The sequence below is a fragment of the Microbacterium sp. W1-4-2 genome, from assembly GCF_058349885.2.
Genome location: NZ_JBYRJC020000004.1, coordinates 1 through 16,928 on the forward strand (window position 1 = coordinate 1; position 16,928 = coordinate 16,928).

A 16,928-nucleotide genomic window follows, 5' to 3' on the forward strand; every position below is an offset into this window, starting at 1 on the left:
CGCTGTGGGGCGCCGGCCTGTGCGCGGCCGGGGACCGCATCGGCGACGCCGCCGCCCCCGACGCGGCTGCGGTCGCTGCGGCCGTCGCCGCGGCCCGCGACGCCGTGCAGTCGTTCGGCAAGGCGCAGGTCGGCGACAAGACGCTCGTCGACGCCCTCGTTCCGTTCGCGCGACGCCTCGCCGAGCGCGCCGAGGACGGCGGCGAGCTCGCCCCCGCGTGGACGGATGCCGCAGCCGCGGCGACGACGGCCGCCGAGGCGACCGCCGACCTGGTGCCGCAGGTGGGCCGGGCACGCACGCACGGGCAGAAGAGCGTGGGAACCCCCGACCCGGGGGCGATCTCGTTCGCACGCGCGATGACGGCGGTGGCCGCGGTCATCGGGCAACGCGAGACATATGAACAGAAGGAGAACTGAGATGGCCCGCACATGGCGTGTGATCGTCGGATCCGACGACGCCGGGTTCCAGTACAAAGAGGCGCTCAAAGCGGACCTCGAGGCCGACCCGCGGGTCGCCGAAGTCGTCGACGTCGGGGTGGACGCGCAGTCGCACACGCCGTACCCGACCGTCGCGATCGCGGCGGCCGAGAAGGTCGCCGCCGGTGAGGCCGACCGGGCGCTGCTCGTGTGCGGCACGGGCCTGGGCGTCGCGATCGCGGCGAACAAGGTGCCCGGCATCCGCGCGGTCACCGCGCACGACAGCTACAGCGTCGAGCGCAGTGTGCTCAGCAACAACGCGCAGGTCCTCACGTTCGGGCAGCGGGTGGTGGGCCTCGAGCTCGCGCGGCGCCTCGCCCGCGAGTGGCTCGGCTACGAGTTCGACGAATCCTCGGCGTCCGCGGCGAAGGTCGCGGTGGTCGTGGACTACGAGAACGCGAAGCCCGGCGACGGTCCGTCGTCGGGAGACGCTTCCTGATGGGCGGACGCGCCGGGGTCACCCTGGGCGTGAGCCTCAAGCTCTACCTCGACATCCCCCGCACGGTCCGCTGGGCGAAGGAGGTCGCCTCGATCGCGCGCCGGCATCCGGCGGTGCGCGCGGGCGACGTCCGACTCATCGCGCTGCCGTCGCTGCCCGCACTCGACGCGACGCGCACCGCGCTCGCCGACAGCGGCGTCGAGCTGGGCGCGCAGGACCTGTTCTGGGAGGACCGCGGCGCCTACACCGGAGCCGTCAGCGGCAGCGACCTGCGGCAGGCGGGCTGCGCCTACGTCGAGATCGGCCACGCCGAGCGCCGGGCCCTGTTCGGCGAGGACGACGACATGATCCGACGCAAGCTCGCCGCGGCCGTCCGCAACCGGCTGGTCCCCATCCTGTGCGTGGGCGAGGCCACGCGGGGGGAGGATGCCGCGCAGGCCTGCGTCGCGCAGCTCACCTCGGCGCTGGACGGGCTCGACTCGGCCGCGGTCCTCGACGAGCTCATCGTCGCGTACGAGCCGGTCTGGGCGATCGGCGCACGCCGGCCCGCCCCGGCCGAGGACGTGACCGGCGTGATCGCCGCCCTGCGGCGGGCCCTGGACGACGATCCGCGGGTGGCCGCGGCATCCGTCATCTACGGCGGCAGCGCCGGACCCGGCCAGCTGGGCACGCTCGGCCGGGGCGTGGACGGACTGTTCCTCGGCCGCTTCGCGCACGACCCCGCCCAGCTCGAACGCGTGCTCGACGAGGCCGCGACGATACTCTGAACCAAATCGGGACGTGGGGGGAGAGGCCGTGAGCGCACCGACGAGCGCGCCGCTGTCACGCCAGAGCCGACAGCAGGCGCGGCAGCGCGAGATCACCGAGGCGGTCATGGCCGAGGGCGCCATCCGCATCGAGCAGCTCGCCGATCGTTTCAAGATCAGCGTCATGACCGTCCACCGCGACCTCGACGAGCTCGAAGGGCGCGGCCTGCTGCGCAAGGACCGCGGGGTGGCCACGGCGATGTCGACCGCGCTCGTCGAATCCAGCGACGTCTACCGCTCCAGCCGCCAGCTGGCCGAGAAGGACGCCCTCGCGCGCGCCGCGCTCGAGTTCATCGAGCCGGGGCAGGCGATCATCCTCGACGACTCGACGACCACCCTGCACCTGGTGCCGCTGCTGCACACCAAGACGCCGCTGACGGTCATCACCAACACGCTCACGATCATGGAGCAGCTCAAGGGCACCCGGGGGATCACGCTGCTGTCGGTCGGCGGCCAGTTCTACAACTGGTGCTCGGCGTTCATGGGCCGCATGGCCGTCGAGGCGTTCTCGTCGCTGCGCGCCGACGTGCTCGTCATGTCGACCTCGGCGATCACCGACGACATCGCGTTCCATCAGACGCTCGAGACCGTGGACGTCAAACGCGCCATGTTCGAGTCGGCGAGCACCCGGATCCTGCTCGCCGACCACACGAAGTTCGAGCGGCGCGCGCTGCACGCGATGCTGCCGCTGAGCGAGTTCGACGCCGTCGTGGTCGACGCCGAGACCGACCGCGCCCACGTGGAACGACTGCGCAAGCGCGGCGTCACGGTCGTGATCGCCAAGAAGGCCGGGCGGGACGGCCGGCCGTGAACGCCTCGTCGGCGCCTCGCCTCGACGTCCTCGGCGCCATCAACCAGGACGTCGTCGCACGGGTGCAGCGGGCGCCGGCCCTCGGCGAGACGGTGGCCGACGGCATCCTCACCCATCAGCCCGGGGGCAAGGGCGCCAACCAGGCGACCGCGGCGGCCCGGCTGGGGGCGTCGGTGCGGATGCTGGGGGCGGTGGGTCAGGATGCCGCGGCCCGGCAGATGCGCGACGCCCTGGCCTCGGCGGGGGTCGACGTGTCGGCCGTGCAGACCGCCGACGACGCGACCGGCACGGCCCTGATCGTGGTCGACGCGGCCGGCGAGAACTCGATCGTCGTGTGCCCCGGAGCCAACCTGCGGATCGACCCGGCGCGCCTCGACCGCGATCCGGCGGTGCCGGTGCTCGCCCAGCTCGAGGTCGCCCCCGACGTCGTCGACCACGTCGCGCGCACGGGCACCGGCCTGTTCGCGTTGAACGTGTCGCCGGCGCGCGAGCTGAGCTCGGTGCTGTGGGAGCGGACCGGCCTGTTCATCGTGAACGAGGGCGAGTACGCGGCGCTGCCGCGCCTGGCCACCGCGCCCCTGGTGGCGCTGACCCTCGGCGCGGACGGCGCGGTGATGCTGCGGCACGGCCGGCAGATCGCGTCGGCGCCCTCGACGCCGACCTCGGTGGTCAGCACCGTCGGGGCCGGCGACGCGTTCGCGGCGGCCTTGACCGTCGCGATGCTGCGCGGCATCGACGACGAGGCCGCGCTGCGCGCCGCGTGCGCGGTCGGGGCCGCCGCCGTCGCCGACGAGCGCAGCCAGCCGTTGCTGCAGCCGCTCGACGCCTACCTCGGGTGAGCTCCTGCCCCCTCTCTCCTGTCCCCTCTCTCCTGTCCACTCTCTCCTGTCCCTCGCCGAATCCATAGGGATTGGGCGAGTCCATAACCTATGGCCCATGGAGTCGCCGAATCCATAGGGATTGGGCGACGGGACGTCGGGCATCGCGGGGATCTCGGAGCGCACCGTACGCTGGATGGGCACGCGACCCTGGGCGCGCGACCGGAAGGATGCCATGACCTCCCTCATCCCGCTGACCAACACTGCTCGCGACTACGCCTGGGGGGCCGTCGACGGCGTCGCCCGCGTCCTGGGCTGGGATGCCACCGGGGGTCCGCAGGCCGAGCTGTGGCTCGGCGCGCATCCGCTGTCGCCGAGCCGCCCGGCCGGCGCCGACCAGCCGTGGGCCGACCTCGCCGAGTGGGAGCAGCGGTCGGGCGTGGCACTGCCGTATCTGCTGAAGGTGCTCGCCGCTGCAGCACCCTTGTCGCTGCAGGCGCACCCCACACCCGAGCAGGCGGCCGAGGGCTTCGCCCGCGAAGAGGGCTCCGGCATCCCGCTCACGGCGCGCGAGCGCAACTACAAGGACCCGAACGCCAAGCCCGAGCTGATCGTCGCGATCGACGACGGGTTCGAGGCGCTGTGCGGCTTCCGGCCGGCCGGCGAGACCGTCGCGCTCATCGACGCGTTGACCGCCCAGGCAGGGCCCGGCGACACCGAGGCGCTCGCCGACTGGCGGCGTGAGGCCGACGCCGGGGTGCAGGGCGCGTTCGCGTGGCTGCTGTCGGGCGATGCCGACGTCGAGCGGGCGGTGGACGCGGCATCCCGCATCGCGCAGGCCCACCCGCGGCGCTTCGAGCTGCTCGACCGGCTCTCGCGCGAATACCCGGGCGATGCGGGCGTGCTGGTCGCGCAGATGCTCAACCACGTGACGCTCGCGGCCGGTGAGTCGCTGTGGCTGCCGGCCGGCAACATCCACGCCTACCTGCGCGGCACCGGCGTCGAGCTCATGGGGCCGAGCGACAACGTGCTGCGCGGAGGCCTGACACCCAAGCACGTCGACCGCGACGAGCTGCAGAAGGTGCTCGACTTCACGCCCGGCCCCGCATCCTGGCTGAAGCCGACGACGGTGTCGCCGAACGTCGTGTCGTACCGCCCGGCGTCGCTGCCGTCGGGCGAGGGCGTCGACTTCGAGCTGCTGCTGGTGACCGGCGACGCCGAGTTCACGACCGGGTCGGCGGCCATCGCCGTGGGCGTCGAGGGCACGTTCGCCCTGACCGTGGAGGGGAAGGATGCCGCGGCCGCCCGCGGCGACATCGTCTTCGTCGACGAGCCGGCCGAGGTGCGCGCGGCCGGCTCCGGCCGCCTCTTCGTCGCTACCGGCATCTGACCGGCCGCCCGCCGACGCCGGGCCGGGCGGACTCTGGCGGGGCCGGGGCGCCGCGCGTAGTCTGCGCGTGTGACCACCCTGCACACGGACGTCGCGATCGCCGGGGGCGGCCCCGCCGGGGTCATGCTCGGGCTGCTCCTGGCCCGGCAGGGCGTGGACGTGACGATCCTCGAGAAGCACGACGACTTCTTCCGCGACTTCCGGGGCGACACGGTGCACCCGTCGACCCTGAACATCATCGACGCGCTCGGACTGCGCGAGCGTTTCGACGCCATCACGCACAAGCCGCTGCCGCGGATGGATGCCGTGGTCAACGGGATCCGGATCCACCTGGTCGACTTCTCGACGCTGCCGCCGCCGAACCGCTTCGTCACCCTCATGCCGCAATGGGACCTGCTCGACCTGCTGGCCGACGCGGGGGCGCAGCATCCCTCATTCCACCTGCGGATGGGCGCCGACGTCACCGGCGTGATCGAGCGCGACGGACGGGTGCGCGGCGTGCGCGCGCAGACCGCCGAGGGAGAGCTCGAGGTCGAGGCGACCCTGGTCGTCGGCGCCGATGGCCGCACCTCGACGGTGCGCGAGGCTGCCGGGTTCGCGCCGCACGCCTACGACGTGGACCTGGACGTGTTGTGGTTCCGCGTGCCGCGGCCGCAGCGTCCCCTGCCCGACACGCTCGGCTGGGCGGGCCCCGGGGGCCTTGTCATCACGATCCCGCGGCCCGCGTACCTGCAGTGCGCGCAGCTGATCCCCAAGGGCACGTTCGACGACGTGCGCACCGCCGGGATCGCCGCGTTCCGCGACCGCATCGTGCAGATCGTGCCGCGGCTGTCCGAGGTGATCGACGCGGTCGGGTCGTTCGACGACGTCAAGCTGCTCTCGGTGCGCATCGACCGGCTGCCGCGCTGGTGGCGGCCCGGCCTGCTGTGCATCGGCGATGCCGCCCACGCGATGTCGCCCGTGTTCGGCGTCGGGATCAATTACGCGGTCCAGGATGCCGTGGCCGCCGCGCGGGTGCTCGCCCCGGTGCTGCGGGGTCGAGGTGCGGGGACGGATGCCGCCGGGGCGGGTGCGGACGGTGCCGCGGGGCTCGTTCGCCCCGATCACGCGGCGATCGACCGGGCGTGCGCGGCGGTGCAGCGCCGGCGGGGCTGGCCGACCGCCGCGATGCAGGGGATCCAGCGCCTGGCCCACCGCCTGATCGACACCGGCCGGGTGTCGGGCCTGCTCGACAATCCGCCGACACGCGCCCAGCGCGCGTGGCTGCGCTACGTCCTGCCGGTGGTGCGCCCCCGCGTCGTGCGGATGGTCGGCTACGGCTTCCGCCCCGAGCGTCTGGAGCGGCCTGGCCGCGATCGCTCTGCGTGACGGAATCCGGCCGTCCGCAACCCCCTTCGCATCACGGTCTCTGAGCGGTTGACTGCCCGATATCGAGGTGAAGGAGGCCGAGCATGCTGCTCGAAGGGAAGTGCGTCATCGTCACCGGTGGCAACAGCGGGATCGGCGAGGCCATCGCGCTGGCCGCAGCCAGAGAAGGCGCGAACATCGTGATCGACTACGTCGCGCACGAGAGCGATGCCGAGTCGCTGGTCGACCGCATCCGCTCCGGCGGCGGGCAAGCCGTCAGCGTCGACGCGGATGTCAGCAAGGTCGACGATGTGCATCGCATGGTGGATGCCGCGGTCAAGGCCTTCGGGCGACTGGATGTGATGGTCAACAACGCGGGGATCGAGACCCGCACCTCGGTGCTCGACACGACCGAGGAGCAGTACGACAAGGTGCTCGACGTCAACCTCAAGAGCGCGTTCTTCGGAACCCAGATAGCGGCCAAGCAGTTCCTCGCGCAGGGTGGCGGCGGCGTCGTGGTCAACATCTCTTCGGTGCACGAGGACTGGCCGATGCCCGGCAACACCGCGTACTGCCTGTCGAAAGGCGCGGAGCGGATGCTGGCGCGCACGGCGGGGGTCGAGCTCGGACCCCACGGCATCCGCGTCGTGAACATCTGCCCGGGCGCGGTGGACACGCCGATCAACACCTCGACCCTGGACGACCCCGACAAGGCCGAGAAGCTGAAGGCCGCCATCCCGCTCGGTCGCGTGGCGCAGCCCTCGGACATCGGGGATGCGGTCGTGTTCGTGGCATCCGACCGCGGCGCCTACATCACGGCGACGAGCGTGACCGTCGACGGCGGCATCATGCAGGGCAGCGTCGGACTGTGAGCACTCGATGAGCGGTCGTCCAGACGGGCGATGGAAGAACGGGCAGGAGGAGAAGTGAGCACACCACACGTACTCGTCGTCGGCGGAGGATTCGCCGGCCTGTACACCGCCTACGGGCTCAAGCGGGCAGCGAGACGCGGCGACGTGACGGTCACCATCGTCGAGCCGAGCCCCTACATGACCTACAAGCCGCTGCTGCCCGAAGTGGCCGGCGGCGAGACGCACCCCCGTGACGTGGCGGTCCTGCTGCGGCGCGCGCTGCGCCACTGCTCCCTGGTCGCCGGCCGGCTGGAGTCGCTCGACAGCGACGCCCGCACGGCGACCGCCCGACGTCTGGACGGGACCACGGCCGAGCTCCACTACGACCAGGCCGTGCTCGCGACCGGCGCCATCACGCGGGTGATCCCGACGCCGGGCCTGGCCGAGCAGGGCATCGGCTTCTCGACGCTCGAAGAGGCGATCCACCTGCGCGACCACGTGCTGGACTGCGTTCGGTCCGCGGCATCCACGCACGACCGCGATGCGCGATCCAGGGCGCTGACGTTCGTCTTCGTGGGCGGCGGCTACACCGGCGTCGAGGCGATCACCGAACTGCAGGACCTCGCCGCGCGCGCCATCGACTGCCACCGGGAGCTGGCCGGAATGACGCCTCGCTGGCTGCTCGTCGAAGCGGCCGACGCGGTCGCCGTCGAACTCGGGAGCGAGTTGGCGCAGTGGACCGAGGACCGGCTTCGGCAGCGCGGCATCGACGTGCTGACGCGCACCACCATGACCTCATGCGAGAAGGGCAAGGTCGTGCTCGACAACGGCACGACGGTGCGGGCCGACACCATCGTCTGGACCGCCGGTGAGACGCCGAATCCCGTCCTCGACGGCACCGATCTGCCGCGCGGACCCAAGGGCCATGTGGTCGCCAACGCGCGCCTGCAGGTCGTTCGCGGCGACGGAACGGTCGTCGCGGGCGCGTGGGCCCTGGGCGACAACGCGCAGGTGCCCGATCTCACCCAGAAGAAGCAGCCGGCGTACTACCCGCCGACCGCGCAGAACGCGGTGCGCCAGGCGAAGCAGCTCGCGCGCAACATCGAGAGCGTGCTCACCGGACGAGAGCCGGCCGACTTCCGTCATCCATCCCTCGGGACGATGGCGAGCTATGGACCGCACCGCGGAGCGGCGGTCATCAAGGGCGTCAAACTGCGCGGCCTGCCGGCGTGGATCGTCGACCGGCTGTACCACGGCGTGGCGATGCCGACCCTCTCGCGCAAGATCCGGCTGTTCGCCGGCTGGGCGACCGACGCGATCGTCGATCGCGACCTCGTCTCCACGTCAGCCGCACTGCATCCCCGCCGTCCGTTCAAGGCCGCCGCCGCGGTCGCTGCGGCCAGGAAGGGCGCCCAGAAGAAGCACGACTGACCACCCGCCCCCCCTCACCCTCGCGACAGGGCGGTCAGCGCTCGGCGGCGTCGGTGCGGGAATCGAGTTCGGCGCGCAGCCGGTCCACGACGGGGGAGTTCTCGCCGAAGGCGCGGGATGCCACGGCCATCGCCTGTTCGCCGGCGTCGCGCTGGGCGGCACCGGCCGTCTCGATGATCAACCGCCCGAGCTCCTTCGCCCGCAGGTCGAGCGCCGCGTCGGCGATGTCGATGTCGACGAGACGTCCCGACGCATCGACCGTCACAGCCACCTCCCGCCGCGGCGAGGTCGCCGTGCCGCGCAGGGCCTCGACCTCGGCGCGCATCTGCTGGGCGGCCTGCGCGCGCTGCTGCGCCTGCGCGACCTGCTCCTGCACGCGCGCGATCAGGATGTCGGGGTCTTCGGCGAACTCGTCCACCGTTCCACACTATGCGACCCCATGGATCGTGCCCAGCCTCCGCCGCCTCCCGCCCGAGTCATCCCCGCGAAGGTACAGCTGACGGGCGAGGGGCAGGGAAACACCCACACCCTCGCCCGTCAGCTGCACCCTCGCGGATCGGTGGGCGGATTCTTACGCCGCCTCGGGGGTTTCGATCGTGGGAAGGGATGCCTCGACCCGCGGCATCCACCATTCGGCGTCGGTCCAGCGGTCGGCGTCGTCGGCACGGGCGAGGCGCGGAAGGTACGCGGGGATCGCGGCGCGGCGTTCGCGCACGGACTCGTGCAGCACGGCGTCGTCGGGGATGCGCCGGCGCAGCGGAAGCAGCAGGTTCCACGCCCAGGCGTTGACGTGGGTGGGGCCGTGCGTCGCGAAGCTCCGCTCGACGCCGCAGTAGCGTCGGTAGATCTCGGCGGCCATGCGGTCGCGCAGCAGCAGCCGGTCGCACACCCCGTCGAACACCCACTTCAGCGCGACGGTGGCCAGCTCGTGCTCGGCGAACGTGCCGCCCACGTCGCAGTGCACGCCGGGGAACCAGGCCTCTTCGAATCCGTCGCGGCGATCGACCGGCAGGTAGCGGAACGGGCGTCGCGCCTCGTCGATCGAGACCGCGTGGCGCAGCTTCTTGACGTTCCACAGCGACGCGGTGTCGGGCCAGTCGAGGCTGCCGAGGCCCGCGAACCACGCCTCGACGGTGTCCCAGATGCCCAGGTACTCGATCGGGATCGCGTGGACGTCCTGTCTCAGCTCGTCGTCGACGGATTCCGCGAACCCGCCGGACGCGCCGGCGATCGGCTCGCCGTCGGTGCCCCAGCACAGCGCGTCGGCGAACGCCTTGGCCTCGCGGGCCCGCTGGGCGACCGCCTTGCGGGTGCCGGCTGGCTTGACATACTGTGCGACGGCGTAGTCGACCAGGTGCTCCGACCCGGCGCGCAGCAGGCCCGGGCGGGCCAGCAGCGCGGCCAGCGCCCGCGCCGTGTACGCGCCGCGGCTGAATCCGAAGATGAAGAGGCGGTCGCCCGGCTGGTAGTGCTCGACCAGCCAGGCGTAGGCCCGGCTGACCTTGCCGCGCATGCCGAAGCCGAACGCGAGCCCGCACAGCTGCGACAGTCCACGCTCGATCGATCCGCGCGCCGTCGCCGACGGCAGGGTGCCCACTCCGGGGTCGTAGTACGCGATCTGCGTCGTGGGGTCGTCGAGATCGAGCATCATGAACACCTTGGCGGCGTTCGTCGGATGGTGATCGAGCTCATTGCTCGTGCCGTCGAGGCACACGACGATGTTCTTGGGATTGAGCGGCGTGGTCATGGCGAACCTCCCATGAACGAGGAGGCGCCGTGCCCGGCTCTTGATACGGGGCGTCAGCGGGCGGCGCGCACCACGTCCCACACGGCGTCTGCGACCTCGCGCTTGGTGCCGGATGTCTCGGCCACGACCTCACCGCCGGCCGCCAGCACGACGACCGTATTGGCCCCCTGCTCGAACCCGGTCTGCCAGCCCACCTCGTTGACCACGAGCAGGTCGCAGCCCTTGCGCTCGAGCTTGCGCCGCCCGCGCTCGAGCAGCTCGTCGCCGTGCGAGGTCTCGGCGGCGAACCCGACGATCGTCTGGCCTTCGCGCCGGCCACGCACCAGCGCGGCGAGCACGTCCTCGGTCTCGACGAGCTCGAGCGTGCGCCCGGGTCGGCCGGCGGACTCCTTCGTCAGCTTTGCGTCCGACGACGACGCCGGGCGGTAGTCGGCGACTGCGGCGGCCATGACGACCACATCGGCGTCGGCCGCGGCATCCGTCATCGCGGTCTTGAGGTCGGCGGCGGTGCCCGCCCGCATCACGGCGATGCGGGGGTGGGATGCCTCGGCCAGCACACCGTCGTCGACGTGCGCGGCGACCAGCACGACATCGGCGCCACGATCGGCGGCCGCGCGCGCGAGGGCGGCGCCCTGCCGCCCGCTCGACCGGTTGCCGATGAAGCGGACGGGGTCGATCGGCTCGCGGGTGCCCCCGGTCGACACGGCCACGCGCAGACCCGCGAGGTCTTGCGGGCGGCTGAGCGCGAGTGCCTGGGCGACGATGTCGTCGGGCTCGAGCATGCGCCCGGGGCCCGAATCGCCGCCGGTGAGCTCGCCGTCGGCGGGGCCCAGGATGTGCACCCCCCGCGCGACGAGCGTCGCGATGTTCTGCCGGGTCGCGGGGTGGCCCCACATCTCGGTGTGCATCGCGGGGGCGACGACGACCGGCGCGGTGGTGGCCAGCAGCGTCGTGCCGAGCAGGTCGTCGGCGATGCCCACGGCCATCTTGGCCAGCGTGTTCGCCGTGGCGGGAGCCACGATCACCAGGTCGGCGGCCTGGCCCAGGGCGACGTGGCGCACGCGCGGCACGTCGTCGTGCACACTCGTCGTGACGGGGTTGCGGCTCGTCGCCTCCCACGTGGGCAGGCCGACGAATCGCAGCGCGTCGTCGGTCGGGACCACGTGCACGTCGTGCCCCGCCTTCACGAGGAGCCGTACGATGTTGACGGCCTTGTAGGCCGCGATTCCGCCGGTGACGCCCACGACGATGAACATGGTCCGATCCTGCCACCGATCGCCGACATGCATGAAGGAGGCCCCGTGTGCACCGTGATCCTGCGTGTGCCCGAGACCGCCGGTGACCCGGTGCGCATGCTCGCCGTGCGCGACGAGGACCCCGACCGTCCGTGGCAGCCGCTCGGTGCGTGGTGGCCCGTGCAGCCCGGCGTGGTCGGCGTGCGCGATCTGCGCGCGGGGGGAGCGTGGCTGGCGGCGGATGAGGCGGCGGGCCGCCTCGCGGTGCTGCTGAATCGGCACAGCCCCGAGCTGCCCGCGGAGGTCACCCCCGTCTCGCGCGGGTCGGTGGCGTTGGATGCCGTGGCCGGCCGTCCCCCGCAGCCGACGCCGGCGATGCCCGGGTTCAACCTCGTCGACATCGGACCCGACGGCGTGCGGGTCGTGACGTGGGACGGGACGTCGCGCGAGGAGCTGCTCGTGCCGCCGGGCACGCACATGATCGCGCACCACGACCTCGACGATCCGCGCACCGCCCGGATCGTCGCGTGGCACGACGCGTTCGACGCCGCCCCGACCGGCGACGGCGTCGGGCCGCTGCATGCCGCTGCCGACGGCGGCCACCCGACCATCGGCGGCGTGGGCGCGGCATCCTGGGCCCGCCCGTGGCTCGAGATCCTCGCCCGCAGCGCGGAGCTCGACCCCACCGACGAGCGGGCGATCATCCGCGACAACCGTCCCGCCGGCTGGCCTACCCAGTCGCTGCTGCTGTGCGTTGCTTCGATCGGCGCCGACGGCCTCGAGGTGGAGTACGGCGCCCTCGCGCATCCCGGCCGCTGGAATCCGGTCGATCTCGTCCCCCCGGTCGCTGCCGCCGAGTGACAGCGGCGGGTCGCCGGAGCAGGTGCCCCCGGAGGGATCCCGCTGCGTGCGCTCACGTCGCGGCGGCGAGACGTATTCCTGCACTTCCCAAAGGCAGACAACCCGCGCGCGTTCTGCCATCATGAGCGGAACGGGGGAGGTGCCGTGTCGAACGCAGCCGAGCCGCAGACCGACGTCCGAGTGCTGCCGGGGCACGCCGTGATCGCTCGCATCCGTGGCGTGCTTGTGGCCACGGCGGTGCTCGCGTTGATCTATTCGGCCGTCATGACGGCGTCGAAGGGATCCTGCCCCGGCGGGTACTCGGGCGATGGCGGATACCTCGACGCCCGAGGCAATCCCACAGTCGCTGCGCCGCAGTGCGTGAACCTGACATTGCATCCGAGCATCGTCGTCTACGTCTTCCTCGTCGCCGCGCTATTCTTCGCCCTTACCCGCGTGCTGCGGCGCGCCCACAGTGAGGCCGCCGCGCTGCACACGTTCGATCTGACGGTGCGCGTGATGGTGATCGTGGTGGTCGCGTCGGTGATTGTCGCGCACGTGTGGTTCGCTTTGATTCCTCTGGAATCGTGGGACGGCTACGGGGGCACGTTCTTCTATCCGTTCCCGTTCGGCGGAGTCGACATGACCGTCACGCCGATGCAGGCGGGGTGACGACGGCGCCTGGCCCGGTCGGGGTCAGGCCGGGACGTTCGTGTCGGCGAGGGCCCGCTCAGTCATTGCGCAGGAGTGCCATGAGCCGGTCGGTCGTCTGCGGACTGCCACTGCGTCCGTTCATTCTCGCGACGATGCGCTCACCGCGACTGCGCGCTTCTGTCGCGTGCACGAAGCGAAGCGATGCGCCGTCGGCGGCGGCGTCGACTTCATCGCCCTCGGCGAACCCTTCAGCGCCCGCAGGCGTATCCCTGCATGCCGCGCGGGTTGGCGCCGGCGCGGACGACGCCGCTGTGCGGGTCCCGGGCGACCGCGCACAGCCGCCCGAGCGTCCACGGCCCCGTCACGGTGAGCCGGTGGCCGCGCGCCGCCAGGTCGGCACGGGCGAACGGTGACACCCGGTCTTCGACGATCAACGATGCCGGTTCGAACGTCCGAGGGTAGAACGACGCCGGCAGGCTCGCCGTGTGCCATGCGGGCCCGTCGATGGCCTCTTGCAGAGCCTGTCCGCCGACCAGGTGACGCAGCAGCAGGATGAGCTGCCACTGGTCCTGCTGGTCGCCGCCCGGTGACCCGCACGCGAGGATCGGCCGGCCCTCTTGCAGCACCATGGTCGGGCTCAGCGTCGTGCGCGGGCGCCTTCCGGGCACGAGCGAGCTGGGCAGGCCTTCTTCGAGCCAGAGCATCTGCAGCCGGCTGCCCAGAGGGAACCCCAGCTGCGGAATCGTCGGAGAGCTCTGCAGCCACCCGCCGCTCGGCATGGCCGAGATCATGTTGCCCCAGCGGTCGACGACGTCGACGTGGCACGTGTCGCCCTTGGTGACGCCGTCGGCGTCGACGGTCGGCTCGCCCAGCGACGGGTTCGAGCGCGCGCTCTCCATTGCCGTCCCCGCCTTCAGCTGCTCGATGACGTGGGCCGACAGCACGGGTTCGCGTCCGTCCGGGCTGCCGGGGCGCACATCGGTGGAAGCGTGATGACCGATCAGCCGGGCTCTCGTCTCGGCGTACGCAGGCGAAAGGAGCGTGTCGAGCGGAACGTCGTCCGTGTCGCCGTACCAGGCCTCACGGTCGGCGAATGCGAGCTTGAGGCACTCCGTCACGACGTGGATGCCCGAGCCGGAATCCAGCTCGAGATCATGCGGGTCGCCGAGTGCGTCGAGCAGTCTCAACGATTGAAGGAGCGCCGGTCCCTGCCCCCAGGCGCGGGTCTTGGCAACGGTCGTCCCCTGCCAGTCGATGGTCGCCGGCTCTTCCCAGGCGGCCTGGTACGCAGCGAGGTCGTCGCCCGTGATCACGCCCGCATGCCGCTCGCCGCTGGAGTCGCGGGAGGGCCGCCGTGCGAACTCGTCGACGGCGTCGGCGACGAATCCCTGACTCCAGGCCTGCCGTGCCGCGTCGATCCTGGCTTCGCGGCTGCCGTGAGCCGCTTTGGACTCGTCGACCAGACGCTGAAGGGTCTGGCCATAGGCCGGGTTGCGCATGAGCGTTCCGGGCTGCGGCGCTCGCCCATCTGCCAGCCACTGCTGCGCAGAAGTGGGCCAGTCCTGCTCGAACAGCTGCCGGACGCTCTCCACGGTCGTGGCGACCCGCTCGAGCACCGGCGTGCCGGTGCTCGCATACGCGATGGCCGGTGCCAGGACCTCTTCGAGTGTCTTCGTGCCGTAGTCGCGAAGGAGCAGCAGCCACGCATCGACAGCACCGGGAACCGCCGCCGCCAGCAGGCCCGCGCCGGGGATCATGTCGAATCCCAGCGACCGGTAGTGGTCGATCGTCGCCTTCTGGGGCGCCGGGCCCTGACCGGCCAGGACGCGCGGCCTCCCGTCGCCTGCCGCCCAGATGATCGCCGGCACTTCACCGCCCGGCCCGTTCAGATGTGGCTCGCACACGTGGAGCGTGAATCCTGCGGCCACCGCGGCATCGAACGCGTTGCCGTCCTTTTCAAGTACACCCATGGCGACCTGGGATGCGATCCAGTGGGTCGACGAGACCATTCCGAAGGTCCCCTCCAGCGTCGGGCGGGTCGTGAACGCGGCCATTGCGTCCTTTCCTCGATTCGTCACGGGTGCTCTACGAGTATGGCCTGCGCGCCGTCGGGCCGAGCGCGACATCGAATGCTGCAGCATCCTGCACATGCGCCCGTGTTTCACCCGGCGCTGCAGATCCCCACTGATGCGGCAGGAAAACCCTGGCGCATCAGCGGGAAAGTGCAGCCCGTGGCGAAGGGAGGCGTCTATTCGGCCTTGAGAGTCCACGCGCCGTCGGCCTGCACCGTGAGGATCGACGGGCCCGCCGACATCGGGACGGTGCCCGAGTACTTGCCGATCTCGTTCACGAGCAGCCCCATGCTGAACATCTCGCTCGTTTCTTCGTAGACCACGAAGTTCTGCGTCCCGCGGTGGGTGGCGGTCAGCGCCGCGGCATCTCCGTTGTAGAGCATCACGGTGTCGCCGGTGCCCTTGGCCGACCCGGTGAACGGCTTCGCCGTCGAGAACGGGGCGATCGTGATCGTCCACGCACCGTCCGCCGTGACCTGAAGACGGACGCCCTCGCTCAGCGACATCAGACCCCACGCGGTGGTCCCCGAGTATCGGCCGATCGTGTTCACGAGCAGCTCACCGGTCGATTGGTTCGAGGCATCCAGCACGGCGATCGCGAAGTTGCGCTGCCCCTTGTGCGTCGCGATGACGATTCCTCCGGTCGCGCCCTTCGGCAGGGTGATGACCGTATCGCCGTGGCCCGATTTCTTCACCGCCTTGAACGAGCCGAAGGTGTCGTCTGCCCAGCCGGCGGCGACGTTCACCGGCGCTGCGGGTTCGACCGGCTCTGCCGCCGCGGGGGTGGATGCCTCGGCCGACGGTGCTGCCTTCGCCGGCGCGCTGGCGCGTTGTGACGGCTGCGACACAGCACCGCCCGAAGAGACCGGGCTCAGATCCGGCGCGTTCGACGACGCGTTCGCACCGCCGATCGACCCGATCACGATGCCCAGCACGACGAGCGCCCCGGTGACGATCCAGGCGATCTTCTTGTGCGCGTCGTATCCGACGAGCGGGCGACCGACCCGGTCGCGCATCGCACCGGTCAGGATCAGCACCAGGTCGACAAGCCACCAGATGCCGAGGCCGCCGAGAGTGATGAGTTTCAGGATACCGGTGCCGACCTTGCCGAGATAGAACCGGTCGACGCCCAGCGCGCCGAGAAAGTACGAGAGCAGCCACGCGGCGAGGAACAGCCTGCCGTCGGCCGGTGGGGTGGCCGCCGGCGCCGGCGGGGGTGCGTACGGGGTGGGAGTGGTCATGACATTGCCTTTCGTGGGTGTCGGGGATGGGAAGGAGCGTCGGCTACAGCGCGAGATATGAGCCCAACGCGCTCATGTAGAGCGCTGTGGTGGAGTCCGGCACGGTGTAGACCTCGACGCCGGTGAACTTCTGGCCCTTGTAGAGCGAAGGCGACCCCGACAGGGACTCCTCGTCGGTGACGACGCTCGCTGACTGGTAGAGGTTGCCGTCCTGGTCGGCGATCTGCCAGTCGAACATCTCGACGCCGGGGTCGACCGCCTCGCTGCTCAGGCCGGTGAAGGTGGCCTTGACGATCACATAGTGGTAGCAGCGCGGCGCCTTGTCGTTGAACTGATTCGCGGCGGCGATCTTCTTGTCGGCGTTGGCGGCGACGAGGGTGAACATGACCGAGTAATAGTCCTCGCCGTTCTGCGAGATCGTGGCCGTGTGCCCCTTCGGGAACGGGTTCTCGAGCGTGCCTGCCTCGGGTGTCGCCGGTTCCGGATCCGAGGGTTCGCTGGTCGCGTCAGGACCATACCCGTCGGGATAGACCACGTTCGGTGTGGAGGATGCGGTCTGCTCGGAACTCGATACGGTCGTCACCGCGCCACAGGCCGTGAGGGTGACCGCGGCAGCCAGTGCGATGGCGGCGGTGATGATGCGCTTCATGCTGATTCCCCGTTCTGTTGCTGTGTGAGCGAGCGGGCAGCGACCCCAGTCCCCTCGCCGCCCGCTCTGACGGCGTGCCGTTGAATGTGAAAGTAGACGCCTCGCCCGAACACAGAGACAT

Annotated in this window: 17 protein-coding genes; 11 read left to right on the forward strand and 6 right to left on the reverse strand. The window is 71.3% G+C overall.

The features are described from left to right. From AC3RX0_RS15345 to AC3RX0_RS15385, 9 genes are all read left to right on the forward strand, one after another. The coding region (locus AC3RX0_RS15345; protein ID WP_491506876.1) for a DAK2 domain-containing protein at window positions 1-416 on the forward strand (416 nt) is incomplete at its 5' end. Between the two features lies 1 nt (window position 417). Beyond that, complete coding sequence (locus AC3RX0_RS15350; protein WP_491506877.1) at window positions 418-915, forward strand: ribose-5-phosphate isomerase; 498 nt, start codon at window positions 418-420, stop codon at window positions 913-915. Continuing rightward, window positions 915-1,682, forward strand: a complete 768-nt coding sequence (locus AC3RX0_RS15355) for a triose-phosphate isomerase family protein (protein WP_491506878.1) — start codon at window positions 915-917, stop codon at window positions 1,680-1,682. The genes AC3RX0_RS15350 and AC3RX0_RS15355 overlap by 1 nt, the downstream gene beginning before the upstream one ends. 28 nt (window positions 1,683-1,710) lie before the next feature. Next, a complete protein-coding gene (locus AC3RX0_RS15360) occupies window positions 1,711-2,532 on the forward strand; it encodes a DeoR/GlpR family DNA-binding transcription regulator (protein WP_491506879.1) in 822 nt (273 codons plus the stop codon). Beyond that, window positions 2,529-3,371: a PfkB family carbohydrate kinase gene (locus AC3RX0_RS15365; RefSeq protein WP_491506880.1), complete on the forward strand. Its 843-nt coding sequence runs from the start codon at window positions 2,529-2,531 to the stop codon at window positions 3,369-3,371. The genes AC3RX0_RS15360 and AC3RX0_RS15365 overlap by 4 nt, the downstream gene beginning before the upstream one ends. 214 nt (window positions 3,372-3,585) lie before the next feature. Further along, on the forward strand, window positions 3,586-4,740 hold the full coding sequence (gene manA, locus AC3RX0_RS15370) for a mannose-6-phosphate isomerase, class I (RefSeq protein WP_491506881.1): 1,155 nt from the start codon (window positions 3,586-3,588) through the stop codon (window positions 4,738-4,740). Between the two features lie 69 nt (window positions 4,741-4,809). After that, window positions 4,810-6,108, forward strand: a complete 1,299-nt coding sequence (locus AC3RX0_RS15375; RefSeq protein WP_491506882.1) for an FAD-dependent oxidoreductase — start codon at window positions 4,810-4,812, stop codon at window positions 6,106-6,108. Between the two features lie 83 nt (window positions 6,109-6,191). Beyond that, on the forward strand, window positions 6,192-6,959 hold the full coding sequence (locus AC3RX0_RS15380) for an SDR family NAD(P)-dependent oxidoreductase (RefSeq protein ID WP_491506883.1): 768 nt from the start codon (window positions 6,192-6,194) through the stop codon (window positions 6,957-6,959). Between the two features lie 54 nt (window positions 6,960-7,013). Further along, a complete protein-coding gene (locus AC3RX0_RS15385) occupies window positions 7,014-8,369 on the forward strand; it encodes an NAD(P)/FAD-dependent oxidoreductase (protein ID WP_491506884.1) in 1,356 nt (451 codons plus the stop codon). A gap of 34 nt (window positions 8,370-8,403) precedes the next feature. Here the strand turns inward: AC3RX0_RS15385 and AC3RX0_RS15390 are convergent, their stop codons facing one another. The 3 genes from AC3RX0_RS15390 to coaBC form a co-directional block, all read right to left on the reverse strand. After that, window positions 8,404-8,787, reverse strand: coding sequence for a YbaB/EbfC family nucleoid-associated protein (locus AC3RX0_RS15390; RefSeq protein ID WP_491506885.1), 384 nt, complete (start codon window positions 8,785-8,787; stop codon window positions 8,404-8,406). Window positions 8,788-8,940: 153 nt separating this feature from the next. After that, window positions 8,941-10,116 (reverse strand): phospholipase effector Tle1 domain-containing protein, encoded by a 1,176-nt coding sequence (locus AC3RX0_RS15395; protein ID WP_491506886.1) that lies wholly within the window; start codon window positions 10,114-10,116, stop codon window positions 8,941-8,943. Between the two features lie 53 nt (window positions 10,117-10,169). Further along, entirely contained in the window at window positions 10,170-11,372 is a 1,203-nt protein-coding gene (coaBC, locus tag AC3RX0_RS15400) for a bifunctional phosphopantothenoylcysteine decarboxylase/phosphopantothenate--cysteine ligase CoaBC (RefSeq protein WP_491506887.1), read from the reverse strand. Between the two features lie 45 nt (window positions 11,373-11,417). On the opposite strand from coaBC, the gene AC3RX0_RS15405 reads away from it, so the two are divergent. Both AC3RX0_RS15405 and AC3RX0_RS15410 read left to right on the forward strand, forming a co-directional pair. Continuing rightward, window positions 11,418-12,212, forward strand: a complete 795-nt coding sequence (locus AC3RX0_RS15405; protein ID WP_491506888.1) for an NRDE family protein — start codon at window positions 11,418-11,420, stop codon at window positions 12,210-12,212. Between the two features lie 198 nt (window positions 12,213-12,410). Beyond that, window positions 12,411-12,863 (forward strand): hypothetical protein, encoded by a 453-nt coding sequence (locus tag AC3RX0_RS15410; protein ID WP_491506889.1) that lies wholly within the window; start codon window positions 12,411-12,413, stop codon window positions 12,861-12,863. A 230-nt stretch (window positions 12,864-13,093) separates the two neighbouring features. Here the strand turns inward: AC3RX0_RS15410 and AC3RX0_RS15415 are convergent, their stop codons facing one another. The 3 genes from AC3RX0_RS15415 to AC3RX0_RS15425 all read right to left on the reverse strand — a co-directional run bounded on the left by AC3RX0_RS15415 (window position 13,094) and on the right by AC3RX0_RS15425 (window position 16,807). After that, window positions 13,094-14,899: a gamma-glutamyltransferase family protein gene (locus tag AC3RX0_RS15415; RefSeq protein ID WP_491506890.1), complete on the reverse strand. Its 1,806-nt coding sequence runs from the start codon at window positions 14,897-14,899 to the stop codon at window positions 13,094-13,096. A gap of 194 nt (window positions 14,900-15,093) precedes the next feature. After that, on the reverse strand, window positions 15,094-16,158 hold the full coding sequence (locus AC3RX0_RS15420) for a TM2 domain-containing protein (RefSeq protein ID WP_491506891.1): 1,065 nt from the start codon (window positions 16,156-16,158) through the stop codon (window positions 15,094-15,096). A gap of 43 nt (window positions 16,159-16,201) precedes the next feature. Then, the gene (locus AC3RX0_RS15425; protein WP_491506892.1) at window positions 16,202-16,807 is read right to left on the reverse strand and encodes a hypothetical protein; all 606 of its coding nucleotides are present in this window, start codon (window positions 16,805-16,807) and stop codon (window positions 16,202-16,204) included. Window positions 16,808-16,928 lie beyond the last annotated feature (121 nt).